The following is a 22,868-nucleotide window of genomic DNA, read 5'->3' as shown; positions in this document are numbered from 1 at the left end:
CACATTTGTACACCGGTCTGCTATTCCTGAAGGCAGACCTACAGCAGAAACAGGTAAAATTTCTACAATTATCGAGTAATAATATCTAGTCAGACTTAATATCGATATTAGAAAAAAGAACTACCGTTAGACGATTAGTCCACATTTTTATTAATTACAAAAGTCACCTCATAGCTTTGCACTGAGGTTATTTTTGTATCCTACTATTATTTCCCCCAATATGTTGTGCTTTGAAAAATCCTATTGAAACTGCCCGCATTTCTCAGTATAATATCACTATATTAGGAAATACTTTGAAGAACGTCTGTTAGGGAAGATTCTCTAACAGGCGTTTTTAGGGATAATCAAAATCATATGGCTAATGGGAGGAATTTATGGATAAGGCATATTTAAAGCGGGCAAGTACCGTTGCAAAGGTCATTTTTGGAAATGTTTTCTATGCTTTTGTAATCAAACTTTTTCTTTTACCGGGGAATCTGATGACAGGAGGAACAACCGGTATTGGTCTGGTAGTGAAGCATTTTACGGGAGCATCAATTTCTGGATTTGTCTTAGCATTTAATATTGTGATGCTGATAGTTGGAGTGATTTTTCTTGGTAAGAAATTTGCACTGACGACAATTCTCAGTTCTTTCACATATCCAATTGCATTGGAAGCGGCCAATCATATTTTTGGGGATCTGGTGATCACGGATAATCCAATGCTGAATACGATTTTTGCCGGACTTGGAATCGGGATTGGACTTGGTATTGTAATTCGAACAGGAGCTTCTACCGGAGGTATGGATATTCCACCGTTGATTTTGAATAAGTATTTTCGAATTCCGGTGTCAGTGAGTCTGAATGTATTTGATATATTGATTCTGTTACCGCAGATTCTATATAATCCTCCGGAACGCGTTTTATACGGAATTTTACTGGTAATGATCTACACGACAGTGCTGGACAAAGTGTTAGTGATGGGAAATACCAAGACGGAAGTGAAGATTATCAGCAAACAGGTGGAAGAAGTACGTCAGGCAATTCTTGCGCAGGTAGACAGAGGCGTGACGATGCTGTATGGGGAAGGCGGTTACAAACAAGAACAAAAGCAGATTGTATTGAGTATTGTGTCTAATCGAGAACTTCCACAAGTTGAGAAATTGATCAGACAGATTGACCCGGAGGCATTTATGATCATCAGCAGAGTTACAGAGGTACGAGGAAGAGGCTTCTCTTTGAGTAAACATTACGGAGAAGAGGAAGGCTGATGATGCTGCAAAAACAGTACTGTAGATTAAACATTTATAGAATTAAGGAAGAACAGTTGTATGCTAAATAAAAAAGATTTCTTAAAATACGCATCAAAATTAGCCTTTCCGATCATGATTCAAAATTTGATTGGAACATTGGTAAACATTGCCGATACGGTAATGCTTGGATACGTAAGCCAGACGGCGATGTCAGCTTCATCACTTGCGAACCAGTATACGTTTATTCTGTTCTGCTTATATTACGGTATGGCTACAGGAACTTCGGTTCTGTGTGCCCAGTACTGGGGAAAAGGGGATAAAAAGACAGTAGAAAGGATTCTCGGTCTTGCGGAACGGATTTCACTGATCGTCTCGCTTATATTTTTCGTTATTTCCTTTACTATGCCGGTTACGGTTATGAAGATTTTCACAAATAGTCCGGATACGATTGCTGCCGGAAGTGAGTATTTGAAGGTGATTTCATTTTCATTTATGTTTATGGGGTTCTCGCAGGTTTTTATGAGCGCTCTTCGAAGTATTGGAAAAATAATGCTGCCTTCTATTACGTACATTGTTTCTCTTTGTGTCAATGTACTTTGTAATGCCACATTTATCTTTGGTCTGTTTGGATTTCCAAAGCTTGGCGTTACAGGTGTTGCACTTGGTACTGTGATTGCCAGAATTACAGAGGTATTAATTTGTCTCATCTATTCATTAAACAGTTCAGATGTCAGATTCCGGATAAAATACTTCTTTGCGAAATCAGGCATTTTGTTTCATGACTTTATGAAAATTGCCACTCCAGCCGTGGTAAATGATGTTGTCTGGAGTTTTGCCACTTCAGCATTTGCAGCAATTCTTGGGCATATCGGAGATGACATGGTTGCCGCAAATGCGGTTGCTGTTATGGTGGTAAATATTGGTGCTATTGCCTGCCGCGGTTTTGCAAATGCTACGACTATCATTATCAGCCAGGAGTTAGGGAAAGATCAAATTGATACAGCCGGAGAATACGGGAAACGGATGCTTAGGATAACACTTGCTGTAAGCCTGATCGGATGCGTTATTATTCTGGCGATTCGTCCTCTGATACTGGACTTCTATCGGGATAAATTGACCGAGACTGCCCTTTCTTATCTTAGTATTTTTATAATTATGACAACCTGGCGTCTTGTGGGAGAAGGAATTAATACCTGCCTTATATGTGGGTGTTTCAGAGGCGGCGGTGATTCCAGATTTGGAATGATCGTAGATTCCATATTTATGTGGCTTGTTGCAGTTCCGGCTACTTTCCTTGCAGCATATGTTTTTAAATTACCGCCTGTCTGGGTTTACTTTGTAATGACTTTAGATGAGTTCGAGAAAATGCCCGTGGTATTTATTCACTATTTCAGAAAGAAATGGCTTACAAATATTACCAGAGATTTTGATTGAGGAGAAGTATGATCATGTCAAAAGATGAATATCTAATCACAGATGCGCCCCTGAAAGCGTTAACTGTTTTTGCAATGCCTATGATCTTAGGCAGTTTTTTTCAGCAGATATATAATATGGCTGATTCGATCATTGTCGGTCAGTTTGTTGGTTCTTCGGCACTTGCGGCTGTCGGTGCCTGTGCTGCACTTACGAATGTTTTCATTTGTGTAGCTCTGGGTGCCGGTGTAGGCGCAGGTGTACTCGTAAGCCGTTATTTTGGAGCCAGAGATTATGGTAAAATGAAAACAATTGTGTCGACATCGCTGATCAGCTTTTTAGTCCTGAGCATACTACTTGGAATCTTTGGTTTTTGCTTTTCACATTCAATGATGAGTTTATTACAAACACCTCCTGATATACTGGATGAAGCAGTGCTGTATCTGCGGGTTTATTTTGTGGGATTCCCATTTCTGTTTATGTACAACATCCTCTCAACGATGTTTACTTCCATCGGTGAATCCAGAATTCCATTGGTTCTTCTGATTTTTTCATCCGTATTAAATATTTTTATGGATCTTTGGATGGTAGCCGGACTTGGTCTCGGCGTGTTTGGTGCGGCCCTGGCAACGCTTATTGCACAGGGGATTTCCGCGGTCTTTTCATTTCTGATTTTCCTTTATAGAATGAGACGGTATAAATGTCAGTTTGAATGGTTTGACGGACAGGAGTTATATTCGATGCTTCAAATTGCCGTACCGTCAGTTCTCCAGCAGTCTACAGTGTCGATCGGTATGATGATCGTACAGGCAGTTGTAAATCCATTTGGCACACAGGCGCTCGCAGGTTATTCGGCAACGATGCGAGTGGAAAATGTTTTTTCACTGATTTTTGTATCCATCGGCAATGCGATTTCGCCGTATATATCCCAGAATCTTGGTGCAAAGAAAATCGAACGGCTCAAAAAAGGCTATCATGCGGCACTGGTGTTAGATTTAGGTTTTGCAGTCCTTGCTTTTCTGGTCATTGAATCACTGCACAATCAGATTTCTTCCTTATTCCTTGGAAAAGATGGAACAGCTTTAGCGTATCAGGTATCCGGTGATTATATGAGATGGCTTGGATATTTTTTCATCTTTATGGGTATCAAGATGGCAACCGATGGAGTTCTTCGTGGACTTGGAATCATGCGTCCGTTTCTCATTGCGAATATGGTAAATCTTGCGATTCGTTTGTCTGTCGCTTTGATTTTTGCACCGCGGTTCGGAATTGCATTTGTCTGGCTTGCAGTACCGGCCGGATGGCTTGCAAACTTCTTGATTTCTTATGCAGCACTCAGAAAATCATGGCCGAGTATTGAGGAAGATAAAGGAGCAATATCATGCAGAAAATACTGATTGTAGAAGACGATACAAATATTAATAACTTGCTTCAGGAGGCATTATCCAAAGAAGGCTATTCCTGTGAGCAGGCATTTTCCGGGACCGAAGCAAAGCTGCTTTTAAATATGCAGGAGCACGGTTATGCACTCGTGCTGCTGGATCTGATGCTGCCCGGAATTCCAGGTGAGGCAGTTCTGGAGGAAATACGGAAAAAGGGAAATCTTCCGGTTATTGTGTTGACTGCAAAAGACAGCCTGGATGAAAAGGTAGAGGTTTTAACGAGCGGAGCGGATGATTATATAACGAAACCATTTGAAATCAGGGAAGTGCTGGCAAGAGTTCAGGTACAACTCCGTCATAAAGAAGAAAAGGAAGCAGAGGAACAGCATACGCTTTCATTTAAAGATATGGTATTAAACAGAAATACATTTCAGGTTGAAATTGCTGGAAAGATACTTCCGAAGATCACAAAACAGGAGTTTGCGATTTTAGAATTACTGCTCAGGAATCCAAAACAGGTTTTCAGTAAAGAGGATATTTTCGAATATGCCTGGGACGAACCTTATATGGGTGAGACGAAGACATTGGACGTACATATCAGCAATATCCGCAAGAAGATCAAACAAGTGACTTCGGAGGAATACATTGAGACAGTATGGGGAATCGGTTATCGTCTTCATGCGTAATCTTTACTCTTTTTTTACTATTTATTTGCGTTTGATTAGGATTCATCTTTTATGATAAATGCAGATAAGAAAAAGGAGATGAAAAATTTGAGTGAGATGTTATTGGAAACACGAGGGCTGACGAAGCGGTATGGACATCATAAAGCTGTGGACAGTGTCAGCATGCATATTAAAAAGGGCGCTATCTATGGATTTATCGGACGAAATGGAGCCGGGAAGACGACTTGCCTGAAGATGATCAGTGGGCTTTCCAGGCCGACGAGCGGAGAGATTGAGATCTTCGGATACAAGGGAAAGGATTTACAGAAAGTCCGCTCCCGTGTGGGATGTCTGATTGAAGCACCGGGATTATATGGAAATATGACCGCATATGAAAATCTGAATATCAAATGCAAGCTGTTTGGGATAAAGAAAGCAGGTTACATTGATGAGATATTGAAAACAGTAGGTCTGGAGCATGTGGGACGGAAAAAGACAAAACACTTTTCTCTTGGAATGAAACAGCGTCTGGGAATTGGTCTTGCGTTGGTTGGAGAACCGGATCTGTTAATCCTTGATGAACCGATCAATGGGTTGGATCCACAGGGAATTGCTGAGGTCCGTGACACGATTCAGAGACTTCAGAAAGAGAGGAATATGACGATTTGCATTTCCAGTCATATACTGGAGGAATTATCGAAGATTGCTACCGATTATGGAATCATTCACAATGGAAGTTTATTGCAGGAGCTTACGAGAGAAGAATTAATGCGAAGATGCAGTGAGCGGATGGAATTAACACTGGCTGATCCGAAGCTGGCAATTCCGGTGCTGGATGCTATGGGATTTACGAATTATCAGGTAACAGACAAAGAACATATTCACATTTTTGAACGTCTGAATGAAAGCGCAGCGTTGAATATGGAGCTTGCAAAGGCAGGAATTCCGGTAAAAGGGCTTTCTATAACGAGTGAAGAACTGGAAACGTATTTCCTGAATCTGACAGGAGGTGCCAGCCATGCTTAATATGATAAAAATGGATTTGTACCGGATGTTTCGCACCAAAAGTATGTATGTAGTATGGATCGTGCTGGCTGTGTCAGTACTGTTTACAACATTTATGTGTAAAATAGATTATGATTCATTAAGTAAAGAAGATACCGTGCGGCAGGAGCAGTTTGCGGAACCGACTGCAGAGAATATTAATGTGGGAATGATGGTGACACTGCCGACAGAACCGGGAGAAAAGGTTACGGTGTATGACATTTTCTTTGCAAATTCTCAGGGGAAATTTTATGCGTTGTTTCTGGTGATTTTTGCGGTGATGTTTTCAACAGCGGATATCGGAAGCGGTTATATTAAAAATATTGGCGGTCAGGTTCAAAAAAGAGGAGCACTGATTTTTTCCAGATCCATTGCATTGGCGGTCTTTACGATGCTGACAATGGCAGGAGCATTCTTGCTCCAGGGAGCTGCGAACTATATAGTATTCAAAGAATTGACGTGGGGAAGTTCAAAAGCTGTTCTGTCTTATTTCCTGACGGAGCTGGCCCTTCATTATGCACTCGTGTTGATCTGCATGGCGATTGCAATTATTCTGAAAAATAATGTGATCAGCATGGTCATCGCGATTTGTCTTACAATGAATATAATGAGTATCGTATACGGATTAATAAACAGTGCTGTTCGGAAAATGGGAATCCAGAATTTCCAGATTTACAAGTATACGATAACCGGAAAATTATCACTGCTTTCTATGAATCCAAGTGGAAATGAGTGTCTGGAAGCATTCGGCGTGGCGATTGTGTTTGCTGTCATAATGATAGCTGCAAGCAGTGCTGTTTTTCAAAAGAGGGATATTTAGCGGATGTATATCGTAATTGGAATATTAGCAGGAATTATCATTTTACAATTTATTATTATGTGGAAATATCAGCGGCAGGTGAAGGACATCTGCCGCCAATTGGCGTTCTTGATGAAACATGACAGTAACATGTTGATTCAACGCGAGTTTGATTTGGGTGGAATCGGAACGCTTTCAGACAGATTGAATGAACTTCTGGAATTACAAAGAAAAGAGAAGCAGCGTTATCAGGAGAAAGAAGCTTTGATTGCGGATACTTATACGAACCTTTCCCATGATATCCGGACACCGCTGACATCTTTGGACGGATATTTTCAGCTTATGGAAGAATGCGAAAATGTCGAAGACCAGAGACGTTATCTGAATATTATTCATGAAAGAATACACAGTCTGAATGAAATGCTGGAAGAACTTTTCATGTTCACAAAGTTAAAAAATGAATCCTATAGTCTGGAACTGACGCCTTGCTGTATCAACCGGATTCTGAAAGAAACGGTGTTTTCCTATTATGATGACTGGGTAAGAAGGGGAATCCAGCCGGATATTCAGATTACAGAAGAACTGCTATCCATAGCCGGAAATAAACAAGGACTCCACCGTGTTATTCAGAATGTAATTAAAAATGGCCTGGATCATGGAGAAAAGAAGATAAGTATTGTGTTAGAGCGTAAGCAGGAGCATGCAGTATTGCGAATCAGCAATCAGGTGATACATTCGGAGCAGATCGATATAGAACATGTCTTTGACAGATTTTATAAAGCGGATGTGGCAAGGAGCAAAACATCTACCGGATTGGGATTATCTATTGCAAAGGAACTTGTGAAACGTATGAATGGAGAAATCAGCGCGAAGACAGAGAAAAATGAGTTTATTATTGAGATGAGATTTCCGCTATCTATCTAAAAAATCAGTAGAAATTGCACTTTATTGAGTTACAATGCTGAATTGTGAAAATTTAGATTTACCGAAACACTCAAATATGTTAATATGGTAGCAGTTATTTCAAAACTATAGATCAGATTGAAGGAGGTCTTTACATGATTAAATTGTACGAGAATGGCGTATATCTTCTCAATGGAACAGAGATAGTAGAAGACACAGGAAATGTGCAGGTTCCGCTGACGAAGGAAGAAGCCGCTCAGAACACAATGGCATATGGTATTTTAAAGGCACACAATACATCCGAGAACATGGAGCGTCTGCAGATCCGTTTTGATAAGCTGACATCCCATGATATCACATTTGTTGGAATTATCCAGACAGCACGTGCGTCAGGACTTGAGAAGTTCCCGATGCCGTATGTACTTACAAATTGTCATAACAGTCTTTGTGCAGTTGGTGGAACAATCAATGAAGATGATCATATGTTTGGACTAACTTGTGCGAAGAAGTACGGCGGTATGTATGTACCACCGCATCAGGCAGTTATCCATCAGTTTGCCCGTGAGATGCTTGCAGGCGGAGGAAAGATGATCCTTGGATCTGACAGCCATACACGTTACGGAGCACTCGGAACGATGGCTATGGGTGAAGGTGGACCAGAGCTTGTGAAACAGCTTCTGAATAAGACTTATGATATTAAGATGCCGGGCGTGATCGGAATCTACTTAGACGGAGAGCCGATGAAAGGTGTAGGACCGCAGGACGTTGCTCTTGCAATCATCGGAGCTACATTCAAGAACGGCTATGTGAATAACAAGGTTATGGAGTTTGTTGGACCTGGAGTCAGCAAGCTTAGTGCAGATTTCCGTATCGGAATCGACGTTATGACAACAGAGACAACTTGTCTGTCTTCTATCTGGAAAACAGATGAGAAGATTCAGGAGTTCTATGATATTCACGGAAGAAGTGAAGATTACAAAGAACTGAATCCTGGAGCAGTTACATATTATGACGGTATGGTTTATGTGAACTTAAGCGAGATCAAGCCAATGATCGCAATGCCATTCCACCCAAGCAATGTTTATACAATTGATGAACTGAACGCAAATCTGGCAGACATCCTTCATGATGTAGAGCAGAAAGCACTTGTAAGTCTTGACGGTGCAGTTGATTACTCTCTGCAGGATAAGATCAGAAACGGTAAGTTCTATGTAGAGCAGGGAATCATCGCAGGATGTGCAGGTGGTGGATTTGAAAATATCTGTGCAGCTGCAGATATCATCAAAGGAAAGAACATTGGAGCAGATGAATTTACATTCAGCGTTTACCCGGCAAGTACACCGATTTATATGGAACTTGTTAAGAATGGTGCAATTGCAGATCTTATGGAAGCAGGAACTGTTGTGAAGACAGCATTCTGTGGACCGTGCTTCGGAGCAGGAGATACTCCGGCGAATAACGCATTCTCTATCCGTCATACAACAAGAAACTTCCCGAACCGTGAAGGAAGTAAGCTGCAGAACGGACAGATCTCTTCTGTAGCACTGATGGATGCTCGTTCTATCGCAGCAACAGCAGCAAACAAAGGATTCTTAACACCGGCAACAGCAATGGATGTAGAGTACAAAGGACAGAAATATCACTTTGATAAGAACATTTATGCAAATCGTGTATTTGACAGCAAGGGCGTTGCTGATCCAAACGTTGAGATTAAATTTGGACCAAACATTAAGGACTGGCCGGCAATGTCAGCACTTCCACAGAACCTGCTTGTGAAGGTTGTATCTGAGATCCATGATCCTGTTACAACAACAGATGAGCTGATTCCGTCCGGAGAGACATCTTCTTACCGTTCTAATCCACTGGGACTTGCAGAGTTCGCTCTTTCAAGAAAAGACCCTGCATACGTTGGACGTGCAAAAGAAGTACAGAAAGCTCAGAAAGCAATTGAAGCAGATGAATGTCCGGTAGATGCTCTTGCAGAACTGAAACCGGTGATGGATAAGATCCACGAGACATATCCGGAAGTTGGCAAGGGTAACCTTGGTGTCGGAAGTACAATCTTCGCAGTAAAACCAGGAGACGGATCTGCTCGTGAGCAGGCAGCTTCCTGTCAGAAAGTACTTGGCGGATGGGCAAACATCGCAACAGAGTATGCAACAAAGCGTTACCGTTCTAACCTGATCAACTGGGGAATGCTCCCATTCCTGACAGAAGAAGATCATGAAGCACTTTCCTTCAAGAACGGAGATTACATCTTTGTTCCTAATGTGAGAAAAGCAGTAGAAGAGAAAGCGGATGTGATCAAAGCTTATGTTGTAGGTGATGAACTCAAAGAACTGAACCTTAAGCTGGGAGATCTGACAGACGCAGAGCGTGAGATCATTCTTGACGGATGTCTGATCAATTACTATAGAAATCATTAGTCATCATTGAAAATCATGAATCAATTATTGGATATGATAAAATGAAAGAAAAGCGGCGAGATATGGGAAATGACCTGTATCTCGCTGTTTTTATCTTGCTAATTAAATTTTCACATGCTAGTATTAAAACGAAATAAAATGTAACACGTTAAGGTATAAGAATGAAAAAATCTGCTTATGAAATGTCTGATTTAGTTAGTTGTGCGGAACTTGAGAACCTTGGACATTGGGGCGATGGATGTATTATATGAAGACGGAAAGAATTATTTGTGGTAAAATAAAGCACAAGATTAGAAATATTGAAAACAGGCGGTAAATAAAATGATATTTGATACACATGCGCATTATGATGATGAGCAGTTTGACACAGACAGAGATGAGCTACTAAGCAGTATGGCAGCAGGCGGCGTTGGAACAATTGTGGATGCAGCGGCGACAGTAGAGTCCTGGGATAAGATAGTAGAACTCGCAGAGAAATATTCATTTATATATGGATCAGTAGGTGTACATCCGGACGAAGTCGGTGCACTGAATGAAGAGAATTTCGCTCGAATGAGAGAATTATTAAAGAAAGAAAAGATCGTTGCGGTTGGCGAGATCGGACTTGATTATTATTGGGATAAAGAAGGGCATGATCTGCAGAAACACTGGTTCATCAGACAGCTGGATCTTGCACGAGAGATGAACAAACCTGTGATGATCCATAGCCGTGAGGCGGCAGCTGATACGATGGAAATTATGAAAGAACATGGAAAAGGACTCAAAGGTGTGATACACTGTTATTCTTACAGCCTTGAGATGGCGCGAGAATATGTAAAGATGGGATATTACATCGGAGTCGGCGGTGTTGTGACATTCAAGAACTCAAAGAAGTTAAAAGAGATTGTAGAAGAAATTCCACTGGAGTCAATTGTTCTTGAGACAGACTGCCCGTATCTGGCACCGACACCATTCAGAGGAAAGAGAAATTCATCCTTGTACCTGCCATATGTTGTAGAAGCGATTGCAGAGTTAAAAGGCATTTCTGCGGAGCAGGTGATCGAACAGACAGAGAAGAATGCAAGGGATTTATATCAATTATAAGAAATGGAGAGATGAGATGAAAGAACCAACACTTGGAAATCCACAGAATACGATAGAAGTATTACAGAAATATAATTTCGTATTCCAGAAAAAGTTCGGTCAGAACTTTCTGATCGATACACATGTACTGGACAAAATTATTGCGGCAGCAGAGATTACAAAAGATGATTTTGTATTGGAAATCGGACCAGGAATCGGAACGATGACACAGTATCTGGCATGTGCAGCGAGAAAAGTTGTTGCAGTTGAGATTGACAAGGCACTGATTCCGATTCTGGAAGATACGCTTTCAGATTATGACAATGCCCGTGTTATTAACAATGACGTCCTGAAAGTAGATATTGCAAAGCTTGCAGAAGAGGAAAATGGAGGAAAACCGATCAAGGTTGTGGCCAACCTGCCATATTACATTACAACGCCGATCATTATGGGACTTTTTGAGAATCATGTTCCGATCAAGAGTATTACAGTTATGGTTCAGAAAGAAGTTGCAGACCGTATGCAGGTGGGACCGGGAACGAAGGACTATGGTGCACTGTCTTTGGCTGTGCAATATTATGCGAAACCATATATTGTGGCAAATGTACCACCAAACTGCTTTATGCCTCGTCCGAAGGTTGGATCTGCGGTAATCCGTCTGGAACGTTATGAAGAACCACCGGTGAAGGTAAAGGATGAAAAGCTTATGTTCCGTATTATCCGTGCCTCCTTTAACCAGAGAAGAAAGACTTTGGCAAATGGACTGAAGAATTCGGCAGAACTTGACTACACGAAGGAAGAAATCGAGGCAGCGATTGAAGCACTCGGAAGAGGTGCATCTATTCGAGGGGAAGCCCTTACGCTGGAAGAATTTGCAAAGCTGGCAGATTTTCTTTATGATTGCAGATAAAATAATATTAAAGGAATTTACAAAGTTGCTGTTTACAAAAATGTAGTGGACAGCAACTTTATTCTTCTTCACTTTTTGATTCATAAAGATTTAATATTCAGTTAATTGTTTACTAGACGGATATCTAGTATAATTAAAAGATAAAAGACATTAGAAGAAACAAGAGAAGGAGGAAGAGCCCATGGCCAAAGATATTAACAGCATATTTTTTGACATCACTCCGGAGATTGAAGAACTTGCTCTGAAATGTGAAACGAACAATGCAATTGACAAAGAACTCTATACCAAATACGAGGTAAAAAGAGGACTTCGAGATCTGAACGGTAAAGGTGTACTTGCCGGATTGACAAATATATCCGATGTGTGTGCAACAAAGATTGTAGACGGTGTATCCGTACCGTGTGCAGGTAATCTTTATTACAGAGGTTACAATATTAAAGATCTTGTAAGCGGATTCCTTGAGGCGAAACATTTTGGATTTGAGGAGATTGCATATCTGCTTCTTTTTGGAGAGCTTCCGAATCAGAAGGAACTTGAGAATTTTAAGGATATGATAGCTGACCGCCGGATGCTTCCACCGAATTTTGTACGTGACGTGATCATGAAGGCTCCGAGCCGTGATATGATGAACAGTATTACAAGAAGTATTCTTCAGCTTTATTCTTACGATGACAAAGCGGATGATACAAGCATTCCGAATGTACTGCGTCAGAGTCTGAACCTGATCAGCCAGTTCCCAATGCTTATGGTTTACGGCTATCTTGCTTACAATTATAAAATGGGTGAAGACCTGTATATTTATGCACCGAAGAAAGAACTGTCTATGGCAGAGAATATTCTGATGATGCTCAGAGAAGATCGTCAGTATACAGAACTTGAGGCGAAGATCCTTGACATGGCTCTTGTTCTTCATATGGATCACGGCGGTGGTAACAACTCAACATTTACAACGCATGTTGTTACATCTTCAGGAACAGATACTTATTCTACAATTGCAGCAGCTATGGCGTCCTTGAAAGGGCCGAAACATGGTGGTGCGAACGTAAAAGTAACACAGATGTTTGAAGATATGAAGACGCAGCTGACAGACTGGCAGGATGATGATCAGATCAGAGCTTACCTAGAGGCACTGCTGGAGAAGAGAGCGTTTGATAAGAGAGGTCTGATCTATGGAATGGGACATGCGATTTATTCTGTATCCGACCCAAGAGCGGAGATCTTCAAGAAGTTTGTAAAGCAGCTCGCATATGAAAAGGGCCACGAGGCAGAATATGCACTGTATGAGAAAGTAGAGAAGATGGCACCGGAGATCATTAGCGAGAGACGTAAGATGTATAAAGGTGTTAATGCGAACGTAGATTTCTACAGTGGACTTGTTTATAGCATGCTTGATCTTCCACCGGCATTATATACTCCAATTTTCGCGGCAGCACGTATCGTTGGATGGAGTGCACACAGACTGGAAGAGTTGAAGAATGTAGATAAGATCATACGTCCGGCTTATAAGCCGCTTGCACCATATCGTGATTATATCAAATTAGATGACAGGTAGTGAATGAACGATGAGAGATGAGTTTTATTTCCCTTCAAAGGATGGCAATACGGAGATCCACACGATTGAGTGGAAACCGGAAGGAGAAGTGAAAGCTGTCCTGCAGTTAAGCCATGGAATGGTGGAATATATTAAGAGATACGATGAATTTGCAGAATTCATGTGTAGTCATGGATATTATGTCGTTGGAAACGATCATTTAGGACATGGAAAATCTGTGCAGAGCAAGTCGGAGTATGGATTTTTTAACGAAAAATATGGAAATGCATGCGTGATCGGAGATATGCATACACTTCGTCAGCGGACGATGAAGAAATATCCGGATGTACCTTACTTTATGTTAGGACATAGCATGGGCTCAAGTCTTTTGCGCCAGTATGTACAGATGTATGGAAATGGGCTGGCGGGAGCAATGTTTATCGGAGTTGTAGCAGATCAGCAGAGAGCGACACTTCAGTTTGGAAGAAGATTGTGTAGGACACTGGCGATGTTCCGTGGCTGGCATTATAAAAGTAAACTGGTGGATGGAATGGCAGTCGGTGCCTATAATAGGAAATTCAAGAATCCAAAGACACGCGCGGACTGGGTAACCAGTGATGAAGAACATCTGGAAAAATATATTTCAGATCCACTGTGCTCCTTTGCCTTTACAGTGAACGCGTATTATAGCATGTTTACCGGGATGCTTATAATGGAGAAAAAAGAAAGTATCTATATGATTCCGAAGCAGCTTCCAATCCTTTTCGCAGCCGGTGCCGAAGATCCGGTTGGAGGATTCGGAAAAGGCGTAAGGAAAGTTTATGAGAAATACAAAGCGGCTGGAATCCAGGACATCAGTCTAAGACTGTATGCCGGTGATCGTCATGAACTGCTTAACGAGACAGATCGGGAGCAGGTATATGAAGATCTTCTCGAGTGGATGGAAGAACGTAGAAAAATAAATTATTAGTTTATATTTTTTCATAATCTGTTTATATTTTTTCGTCTTCTTTAAGAAAGCACTCATACTTTTGACACATTTTCCGGATATACTAATATCAAGATAGTTGATAAGAGAAAATCAATTATCTTCCCCCCCTCATAAAGTTGTGACACAGGAAAGTGTCAACACTTTACTCTCATTCCTTTAGATAACTATAAACACAACGAAGCCCGTTAGCCGAAAGGTTAGCGGGTTTTCGCGTTGCAGTGATAACTTAGATGATGCCAGAATATAGTGGTGTTATATATAAAACAATCCTGTACGACATCATATGAAAACACAAAAAGTAAGACCCGAGCACCTCACTGCTTCAGCAGATTGGCAATCGGGTCTTCTTTTTATTATCTAAAGGAATGAGAGTAAAGTCGACATCCCGGCACACCGGGATGCCATTACTTTATGAGGGGGGAGATAGTTGTTTATCAACTATCTGAGTCTTAGTATAGACAGAAAATGTGTCAAAATTATGTTCAAACATTAAAAGAAAAATAAATTAAATAAAATAAACTTAATCCTGAACGCTTACAAACACTTCATAGACCTTCTTGAGTGATTTATGAAGATAAGGTTTGTACTCTTCCATAGAAACAGGTTTCTCATGAAGGATACAGTTGTAACTTGTTGAACTGATCAATTCAATTAGTGTAAAAAGTAAGAGATCCGGATTCTCACAGTTTACATTATATTTTACAAGTGAATTTCTGTAGTGATCATAAAATTGCCTGGACACTACAGAACCTGTTCCGACAGCATCCTGGAAAACTCCCCAGGAGAGATTCTTTGACAAAAATTTTAACAAGGACTGCTGTTTCTGGAAACGGTCAATAATATAGTCTGTTAAAAAAAGAATCTCTTCTTCTAAAGAATTAATCTCAGTCCCTTCAAGCTGCTTGTGTGCATCATCAAAAAGCTGACAGGCTTTGTATGCGATCAATTTATCTCTTAAATCATACTTGTCTTTGAAATAAAGATAGAATGTCCCCTTTGCCAGACCGGCCTGATTCACGATGTCGGATACAGTTGTTTTGGCAAAGCCTTTTCCGGTGAACAGGTCAAATGCAGTCTGGAGCAGTGTATTCATTTTCAGCTTTTTATTATCATCTACTTTTCCCATAATCTCAATGACCTCCTTTGTGTGTCTTTAGTGATTGTAATATATAATACAAACTTTGCCAATAAGAGGTTTTCATAAAAATACATTCTGTGAAAAATTCCTATTGTCTTTTTACTAGTATGGCACAAAATTCCTAAAAGTCAATAAAAATGACCATTTTTCATTTTTTAACAAAAAAATATTGACTAATGGTCACTTTGCGCTATACTATAAGAGACTTGAGTAGTGAGACAATATAGGAGATGATACAAATGGTTAAAGTTGGCAAATGGATTGCCAAACACAGAGTTCTGATGTTGATCATCGGATTTCTTCTGATTATTCCGTCGGTCATCGGGATGGCAAAGACACGTGTAAACTATGATTTGCTCAGTTATCTGCCGGAGCATCTGGAGACAGTAAAGGGTCAGGATATTCTGGTGGATGAGTATGGAATGGGCGCTTTCTCCATGGTCGTGGTAGAGAACATGGACATGAAGGATGTTCAGAAGCTTGAAGATCAGTTCAGTGAAGTACCGCATGTAAAAGATGTACTCTGGTATGACGATGTAGCTGATATCAGTCTTCCGGTGGAGATGATCCCAAAGGATTTAAAGGAGGCGTTTTTCAAAGGCGATGCCACGATGATGCTTGTATTGTTTGATAATACAACATCTTCTGATGAAGCTATGGATGCTGTCGGACAGATGAGGAAGCTGGCGAATGATCAGTGCTTTATCAGCGGTATGACAGGAGTTGTTACAGATATTAAGAATCTGGCACTTAAAGAACTTCCGGTTTATGTAGTGATTGCAGCACTTTTAAGTCTGGTCGTACTTGAACTGACAAGCGGATCTTTCGTAGTACCGATTTTATTTCTGATCAGTATTGGGCTTGCGATTCTCTACAATCTTGGAAGCAACATTTTCCTTGGAGAGACTTCGTATATTACAAAGGCATTGACTGCGGTATTGCAGCTGGGTGTGACAATGGATTATTCCATTTTCCTCTTGAACAGCTACGAGGAAAACAAGAAGCGTTTTCCGGGAGAGAAAGAACGTGCCATGGGACATGCGATTTCCAATACATTTAAGTCTGTGGCAGGAAGCTCTGTTACGACAGTAGCCGGATTCGTAGCGTTGTGTGTTATGACATTTGCACTTGGCCGAGATCTTGGTATCGTTATGGCAAAAGGCGTATTGATCGGTGTGATCTGTTGCGTAACAGTTTTACCTTCTCTGGTTCTTGTATTTGATAAACCAATTGAGAAGACAAAACATAAACTGTTGCTCAGCAACATGGATAAGCCATCAGCTTTTATTACAAAGCACTATAAAGTATGGATCGTTGTTTTCCTGGTACTTTTATTCCCAGCTATTTATGGAAATAATCACACAAAGATTTACTACGACATTGCAGATTCACTCCCATCCACACTGGACAGTAATGTGGCGAATGCAGAACTTAAGAAAGACTTCGATATGAGTAATATTCATATGGTTATGTTAGATAGAAGTATGGATGCAAAACAGAAGTCGAAAATGTTCGATGAGATTGATTCTGTGAAAGGTGTCAAGTGGACGATCAGTATGAATTCGCTGATTGGACCGGCAGTGCCGGACTCTATGATACCAAATGATATCAAAGAAATGCTGCAAAGCGATGATTACGAGCTTGCATTTGTATGCTCGGAATATGAATCAGCAACAGAGGAAGTCAATACACAGATTGCATCGATCGATAAGATTGTAAAATCTTATGATAAAAATGCGATGGTAATTGGAGAAGCGCCTTTGATGAAAGACTTGGAGGATGTAACCAATGTGGATCTGGTAAATGTAAATGCACTTTCAATTGCAGCGATATTTATCATTATTATGCTTATCTTCAAATCAATATCTCTGCCAATCATATTGGTGGCAGTTATTGAATTTGCAATTATGGTTAATATGGCAATCCCGTTTTATCAGGGAACAAGCCTTCCATTTGTTGCAAGTATAGTAATCGGAGCAATTCAGTTGGGAGCAACTGTAGATTATGCAATTCTAATGACGACCCGCTATCAGAAAGAGCGTCAGCGTGGACGAGATAAGATGGAAGCAATCAGTATTGCCCATAAAACCAGTATGCCGTCAATTATCAGCAGCGGATTAAGTTTCTTCGCGGCAACATTTGGAGTAGCCTGCTACTCACAGGTTGAAATGATCGGTTCTATTTGCACTTTGCTTGCGCGAGGCGCGATTATCAGTATGGTGGTAGTAATCCTGATATTGCCGGCGATGTTTATGATATTTGACAAAGTAATATGTAAGACGTCCATCGGATTCCTCGGTGGAAAAAAGTAGAAAGGATGTAAGAATCATGAACAAAAACAGAAAAATCAAACGTGGACTCACAACTTCTCTTGCCGTTGGAATGTCAGTAATGATGGGCGCTGTGCCGGTCTTTGCTGCAGGAACAAGTTCTGACGCAGATGCAGTTTATAAGGAAGAGACAGTTTATGTAAATGCAGACGCAACAGGAACAACTGATGAAGTAACAGTATCTAACTGGCTGAAGAATTCAGGCAGTGTATCAGGAAGCCTGACAGATGCAAGTACTCTGAAAGATATTAAGAATGTAAAAGGTGATGAAACATTCAAAGCATCCGGAGATACATTGACATGGAATACAGACGGTGAAGATATTTATTATCAGGGAACAACAGATCAGGATCTTCCGGTTTCTGTAAAGCTTACTTACTATCTGGACGGAAAAGAAATCAAACCGGCAGATTTGAAAGGAAAAAGCGGACATCTGAAGATTCAGGTGGATTATACAAATAAAGAGAAGAAAACAGTCAGCGTAGATGGAAAACAAGAAGAAGTTTACACACCATTTGTCATGATGACGGGAATGATCCTTCCGAATGAAACATTTAGCAATGTTACGATTGATAACGGAAAAGTTATTTCTGATGGAAGCAAGAATATCGTAGTCGGATTCGGAATGCCTGGCATGAAAGAAAGTTTGAATCTGGACGAAAGCAAAACAGAAGATCTGACAATCCCGGAAAGTCTCTGCGTGGAAGCTGATGTGACAGATTTCACAATGTCTTCTACATTTACAGTGGCACTCACCGATCTTCTTGATGACATTGATTTTGATAATATCGTAGATGTTGATTCGCTGAAGAGTTCCTTAGATGAACTGGAAGATGCAGCACTTCAGTTAGTAAGTGGATCTGACACACTTGCAGACGGAGCCGGAACACTTGCAGACGGTGTCAACAGCTATACAGAAGGTGCGGATACTTTGAATGATGCAATTCAGAAGTACCTTGGAAGCGATGGAGAACTGAACGGAAGCGTGACAGAGTATGTGAATGGTGTCAATAAAGTTGTCAAAGGCGTGCAGGATTATACAGTCGGAACAAATGCACTGGCTGACGGAGTGACAGCTTATATTGGCGGTGAACAGCAGCTGGCAGCAGGTGCCGCGAAACTGAGCCAGCTCAGCAGCGGACTGAAAACAGTACAGGGAGCGATCAGTCAGCTGAATGCAGCAATTGATGGAGAAGGAGCAGCGACAGAAGATATTCAGGTAGCAGCCGGCCAGCTGGCAGCGGGAACAGCACAGCTGAAAGCAGCACTTGGAAGCAAAGAGGTTCAGGCACTTTTGGGTCAGGTAGGAAATATGTTGGCGACAGGAACTGAAATGATCAATCAGACAGAGAAGCTTGGAACAGCGCTGAATGATGGAATTGCAACACCGGTTCAGAATATTGCAGCTAACCTCACAAGTCTGAGTCAGCAGCTTGGAATGATTAACCAGCAGCTTGCTACTTTGGACACAACTTGTCAGAGTGCAGTAGATGATCTGAATGCAAAGATCAGAGATTATAATGATAAGGTTGATACAGCAAAAAATGCAGCAGCAAACAGCAAAGCAACAATTGATTCTGCAGTCAGTGAATTACAGGCGAAGAAAGATCAGACAACAGACGAGAATGCAAAAGCGGATCTTCAGGCAGCAATTGATAAATTAAATGCAGCAAAGAGCGCGGCAGACGGATTGAGCGGACTCGAGAAGGCAAGCGAAGTTAGTGTGACAATTCCAACAATTGATACAACAGCGATCCAGCAGGAGATGGGAGCAATCGGTGTGTCAATGAAAACATTTCAGCAGACAGCACAGACACTGAAAGCTCAGCTTCCGGCAATGCAGGAGAAACTTCAGACAATCACAAGTATGAAGGATAAACTTCCGGCGGAAGCAATCGGACAGTTATCAGAATCTGTAGATCAGCTGGATGTAGGAATGCAGGGATTAAATATAGCAATCGGAACATTTTCATCTAACCTTGGTGAGTTAAACAAATCTGTACAGGCACAGTTCCCGGCAGCAGTTACGGGTATTCTCGAACTGAACGGTGGATTCTCACAGTTGAGTGCAAATAATGACGCACTTTTAGTAGGAGCCAACAAACTGAAAGCTAACAGTTCAACACTGGTAGCAGGAGTTCAGACACTTCAGAGCGGAACAAACCAGCTGGCAAGCGGACTAAATACACTGGGAAGCCAGATGTCATCCGGAGCAGCAAAACTTTCACTGAACAGCGCAGCCCTTCGTGAAGGTGCAGCAACTCTTCAGTCAGGAGCAAGAGAACTCGCAGACGGTATGGAGAAGTTCGACCGTGAAGGAACAAGCAAATTAAAGAGCACAGTAGAAGACGAACTCGGTGATGTACTTGACCGTTTCGATGCACTTACATCGGATGATTGTACTTATACAACATTCAGTGGAAAAGACAGCGGAATGGAAGGAAGCGTGAAATTCGTAATCGAGACAGAAGCAATCGAGTAAATCGTATCATCTTTATAATATAGGAAAAACGGAGAAACCCCCGACCAGGATTTCTCCGTTTTTTGTGTTTTGGAATTTGCCATCACAAGAAAGGATTGCAAAAAATACCATTATATAGTAGGCTTGTCTATAGAGGCAAACGCTTCATGAGAATGCGTAGTAATTTAGAGAAGACTATTTTATTGAAAAATATGGTATGTGGGGAAGATATGGAAGGAAATTTAACAAAGGGTCCTATTTTAAAGACCTTGACGAAGCTGGCGATACCGATTATGGCATCGTCATTTTTAGGGACATTGTATAATCTTACAGATATGGCATGGATCGGTCTGCTTGGTTCGAAGGCAGTTGCCGGAGTTGGTGTCGGAGGAATGTACACCTGGCTGTCACAAGGGTTGGCATCTATGGCTCGAATGGGCGGACAAGTTCAAGTAGCGCAATGCATCGGAAAAGGAAATAGAGACGAGGCGAATAAATATGCGCAGACCGCAGTACAGTTAGCTACATTGATGGGATTAGTATATGCGGCAATTGTATTGCTGTTTTTACATCGACTGGTCGGCTTCTTTCATTTGGATGATGCAGAAGCAATTGCGGCTGCACTTTCTTATACAAGAATTGCCTGCGGTTTGATCGTATTTTCATTTCTGACATTTACATTGACAGGTATTTATACTGCACAGGGAGATTCAAAGACTCCATTTATTGCGAATCTGATCGGGCTGGTAATTAATATGATCCTGGATCCGGTACTGATCCTTGGACCGGGGCCACTTCCTGAATTGGGTGTGGCAGGTGCAGCAATTGCGACTGTAACAGCGCAGGGAATTGTAATGAGTGTAATGATCATCGGAATCTTTGTGCAGAAGAAGGATAATGTATTAAAAGGAATTCGTCTGTTTGCAAGAATTCCGATGGAATATGTAAGTGGAATCTGCAAGATCGGAATTCCGACAGCACTTCAGGGAATGGCTTATTGTGTAATCTCAATGGTACTTGCACGTATGGTATCCGTCTTTGGTGCTGAGGCAGTTGCAGTACAGAGAGTCGGTGGTCAGATTGAATCGCTCTCATGGAATACGGCGGATGGATTCGCTGCGGCGCTGAATGCATTTGTTGGACAGAACTATGGAGCCAACAAGATGGATCGTGTCAAGAAAGGATACAGAGCATCTTTATGGACAGTTGGTATTTGGGGATTGATAATTACAGCAATATTTGTATTTGTTCCAAAACCAATCGCAAGAATTTTTTTCCATGAAGCAACAGCAATTGAAATCGCAGTGGATTACCTTATAATCGTAGGACTCAGTGAAGCATTTATGTGCGTAGAGCTTATGACGGTCGGGGCATTGTCCGGACTTGGAAAGACACATCTGTGCAGTGTGATTTCAATTATATTTACAGGAGCGAGAATTCCATTGGCAATTCTCCTTTGCAGAACAGCACTCGGACTTAATGGAATCTGGTGTGCAGTTTCATCAACATCCATTGTAAAAGGTATTATCTTTGTAGCAACATTCTTCTGGATTACAAGAAGTTCAAGAATACTTAAGAATAATAGCAGGCTTTGATTAAGAAAAGCCTGCTATTATTCTTTTATAAAAGAGGATAGTTCAAGGAAGGTATTGGAGAAAAAATGAAAATAGAAAAACGATGGGAAAATAATAGAAGTAAAATGATATCATATATTGTATTTGGAGCATATCTCTTCTTACTGACATGGCTTGTGCTGTTTAAGTTTGCATTTACTATAGAAGAAATCCCACATTTAAGACAACTAAATCTAATCCCATTTCATTACGAAACAAGTGTTGCGTTTATAACACATATGAAAGAGGTTATATACAATATACTGATATTTGTTCCGGCAGGAGTTTACTTCACTGCATTTCTGGGTAAAAGAAAATGGTGGTTGGGGATTGGAGCATCATTTTTTGTGAGCCTGACATTTGAGACAGTACAGTGGATATTCTCTATTGGCGTAAGCGATATTACAGATTTAATCGGAAATACACTTGGCAGTGGGGTGGGAGCAGTGCTCTTTGCATTTCTTGGAAAAATATTGCCAAAGAAGAGAATGAGCATGATCAATGGAATCGGAGCAGTGGTTGAGGTAGTCGGAATTGCATTACTGAGTATGCTGTTTGTGACAAATAAGTAAGCATGCAATAGCTGTTAGTGTTTGGGAACGCAGATGCTAATTTTCAGAATATTCTGAATTGCATGAAATATATAAAAAACATTGACAATTAAAAACAGCTGTGATAAGATAACATTCGTCGCTGAGGAACAGCAAGGAAAACAACAGAGGAACGGAAGATAAAAGAAGACGCGGAGGCGGGACATTCTTGATCGGAAGGAAACTGGAAGATTTAAAAATCAATGAAATGATTGAAAAATAAATCAAAAAAGTTGTTGACAAAGAGTTCTGAAAGTGATATCCTAAATAGGCTGTCGCGTGAGACGGCAAAGGAAAGCTCAAAAAGAGCGACAAAGAAAAAGAAAAAAGTTCTTGACAAAGACAAAAGCTTTTGATAAAATATAAAAGCTGTCGCTT

General features: G+C 40.9%; 18 protein-coding genes. 16 read left to right on the top strand and 2 right to left on the bottom strand.

From position 1 onward, the window contains the following. Positions 1–374: 374 nt before the first annotated feature. From LI162_RS13655 to LI162_RS13600, 12 genes are all read left to right on the top strand, one after another. Positions 375–1,250 carry a YitT family protein gene (locus tag LI162_RS13655; protein ID WP_055166567.1) on the top strand — a complete coding sequence of 292 codons (876 nt, stop codon included), beginning with the start codon at positions 375–377 and terminating at the stop codon, positions 1,248–1,250. Positions 1,251–1,310: 60 nt separating this feature from the next. Further along, positions 1,311–2,666: an MATE family efflux transporter gene (locus LI162_RS13650; RefSeq protein WP_020436323.1), complete on the top strand. Its 1,356-nt coding sequence runs from the start codon at positions 1,311–1,313 to the stop codon at positions 2,664–2,666. A 14-nt stretch (positions 2,667–2,680) separates the two neighbouring features. After that, a complete protein-coding gene (locus tag LI162_RS13645; protein ID WP_227156819.1) occupies positions 2,681–4,042 on the top strand; it encodes an MATE family efflux transporter in 1,362 nt (453 codons plus the stop codon). Beyond that, entirely contained in the window at positions 4,027–4,713 is a 687-nt protein-coding gene (locus LI162_RS13640) for a response regulator transcription factor (RefSeq protein WP_117825002.1), read from the top strand. Before LI162_RS13645 ends, LI162_RS13640 begins: the two co-directional genes overlap by 16 nt. 51 nt (positions 4,714–4,764) lie before the next feature. Continuing rightward, complete coding sequence (locus LI162_RS13635; protein WP_117499373.1) at positions 4,765–5,718, top strand: ABC transporter ATP-binding protein; 954 nt, start codon at positions 4,765–4,767, stop codon at positions 5,716–5,718. Continuing rightward, positions 5,711–6,556: an ABC transporter permease gene (locus LI162_RS13630; protein ID WP_227156818.1), complete on the top strand. Its 846-nt coding sequence runs from the start codon at positions 5,711–5,713 to the stop codon at positions 6,554–6,556. Before LI162_RS13635 ends, LI162_RS13630 begins: the two co-directional genes overlap by 8 nt. A 3-nt stretch (positions 6,557–6,559) precedes the next feature. Further along, positions 6,560–7,459, top strand: a complete 900-nt coding sequence (locus tag LI162_RS13625) for a sensor histidine kinase (RefSeq protein WP_117499378.1) — start codon at positions 6,560–6,562, stop codon at positions 7,457–7,459. A gap of 134 nt (positions 7,460–7,593) precedes the next feature. Beyond that, on the top strand, positions 7,594–9,864 hold the full coding sequence (locus tag LI162_RS13620; RefSeq protein ID WP_227156817.1) for a hydratase: 2,271 nt from the start codon (positions 7,594–7,596) through the stop codon (positions 9,862–9,864). Between the two features lie 321 nt (positions 9,865–10,185). Then, positions 10,186–10,947: a TatD family hydrolase gene (locus tag LI162_RS13615; protein WP_054753133.1), complete on the top strand. Its 762-nt coding sequence runs from the start codon at positions 10,186–10,188 to the stop codon at positions 10,945–10,947. Positions 10,948–10,963: 16 nt separating this feature from the next. Beyond that, entirely contained in the window at positions 10,964–11,836 is an 873-nt protein-coding gene (rsmA, locus tag LI162_RS13610) for a 16S rRNA (adenine(1518)-N(6)/adenine(1519)-N(6))-dimethyltransferase RsmA (protein WP_020436330.1), read from the top strand. Between the two features lie 181 nt (positions 11,837–12,017). Beyond that, complete coding sequence (locus tag LI162_RS13605) at positions 12,018–13,388, top strand: citrate/2-methylcitrate synthase (RefSeq protein WP_196020885.1); 1,371 nt, start codon at positions 12,018–12,020, stop codon at positions 13,386–13,388. A gap of 10 nt (positions 13,389–13,398) precedes the next feature. After that, positions 13,399–14,337 carry an alpha/beta fold hydrolase gene (locus LI162_RS13600; RefSeq protein WP_227156816.1) on the top strand — a complete coding sequence of 313 codons (939 nt, stop codon included), beginning with the start codon at positions 13,399–13,401 and terminating at the stop codon, positions 14,335–14,337. Between the two features lie 541 nt (positions 14,338–14,878). Here the strand turns inward: LI162_RS13600 and LI162_RS13595 are convergent. Continuing rightward, positions 14,879–15,484, bottom strand: a complete 606-nt coding sequence (locus LI162_RS13595; protein ID WP_015528699.1) for a TetR/AcrR family transcriptional regulator — start codon at positions 15,482–15,484, stop codon at positions 14,879–14,881. 251 nt (positions 15,485–15,735) lie between these two features. Here LI162_RS13595 and LI162_RS13590 point away from each other — a divergent pair, with 251 nt between their 5' ends. The 4 genes from LI162_RS13590 (at position 15,736) to LI162_RS13575 (ending at position 22,472) form a co-directional block, all read left to right on the top strand. Then, entirely contained in the window at positions 15,736–17,808 is a 2,073-nt protein-coding gene (locus LI162_RS13590) for an efflux RND transporter permease subunit (protein WP_227156815.1), read from the top strand. A 16-nt stretch (positions 17,809–17,824) separates the two neighbouring features. Further along, positions 17,825–20,308, top strand: coding sequence for a hypothetical protein (locus LI162_RS13585; RefSeq protein WP_227156814.1), 2,484 nt, complete (start codon positions 17,825–17,827; stop codon positions 20,306–20,308). Between the two features lie 209 nt (positions 20,309–20,517). Next, positions 20,518–21,882 carry an MATE family efflux transporter gene (locus tag LI162_RS13580; RefSeq protein WP_055157839.1) on the top strand — a complete coding sequence of 455 codons (1,365 nt, stop codon included), beginning with the start codon at positions 20,518–20,520 and terminating at the stop codon, positions 21,880–21,882. Positions 21,883–21,947: 65 nt separating this feature from the next. Further along, positions 21,948–22,472: a VanZ family protein gene (locus LI162_RS13575; RefSeq protein ID WP_227156813.1), complete on the top strand. Its 525-nt coding sequence runs from the start codon at positions 21,948–21,950 to the stop codon at positions 22,470–22,472. A gap of 211 nt (positions 22,473–22,683) precedes the next feature. Here LI162_RS13575 and LI162_RS13570 read toward each other — a convergent pair. Continuing rightward, on the bottom strand, positions 22,684–22,868 hold a 185-nt coding region (locus LI162_RS13570), incomplete at its 5' end, for a hypothetical protein (RefSeq protein WP_227156812.1).

This window comes from Mediterraneibacter sp. 210702-DFI.3.120, from assembly GCF_020561005.1.
GTDB classification, from domain to species: Bacteria; Bacillota; Clostridia; order Lachnospirales; family Lachnospiraceae; genus Mediterraneibacter; species Mediterraneibacter faecis.
Note: the sequence above shows the minus strand (reverse complement) of the source record. Positions and strands in the feature narration are given on the sequence as shown.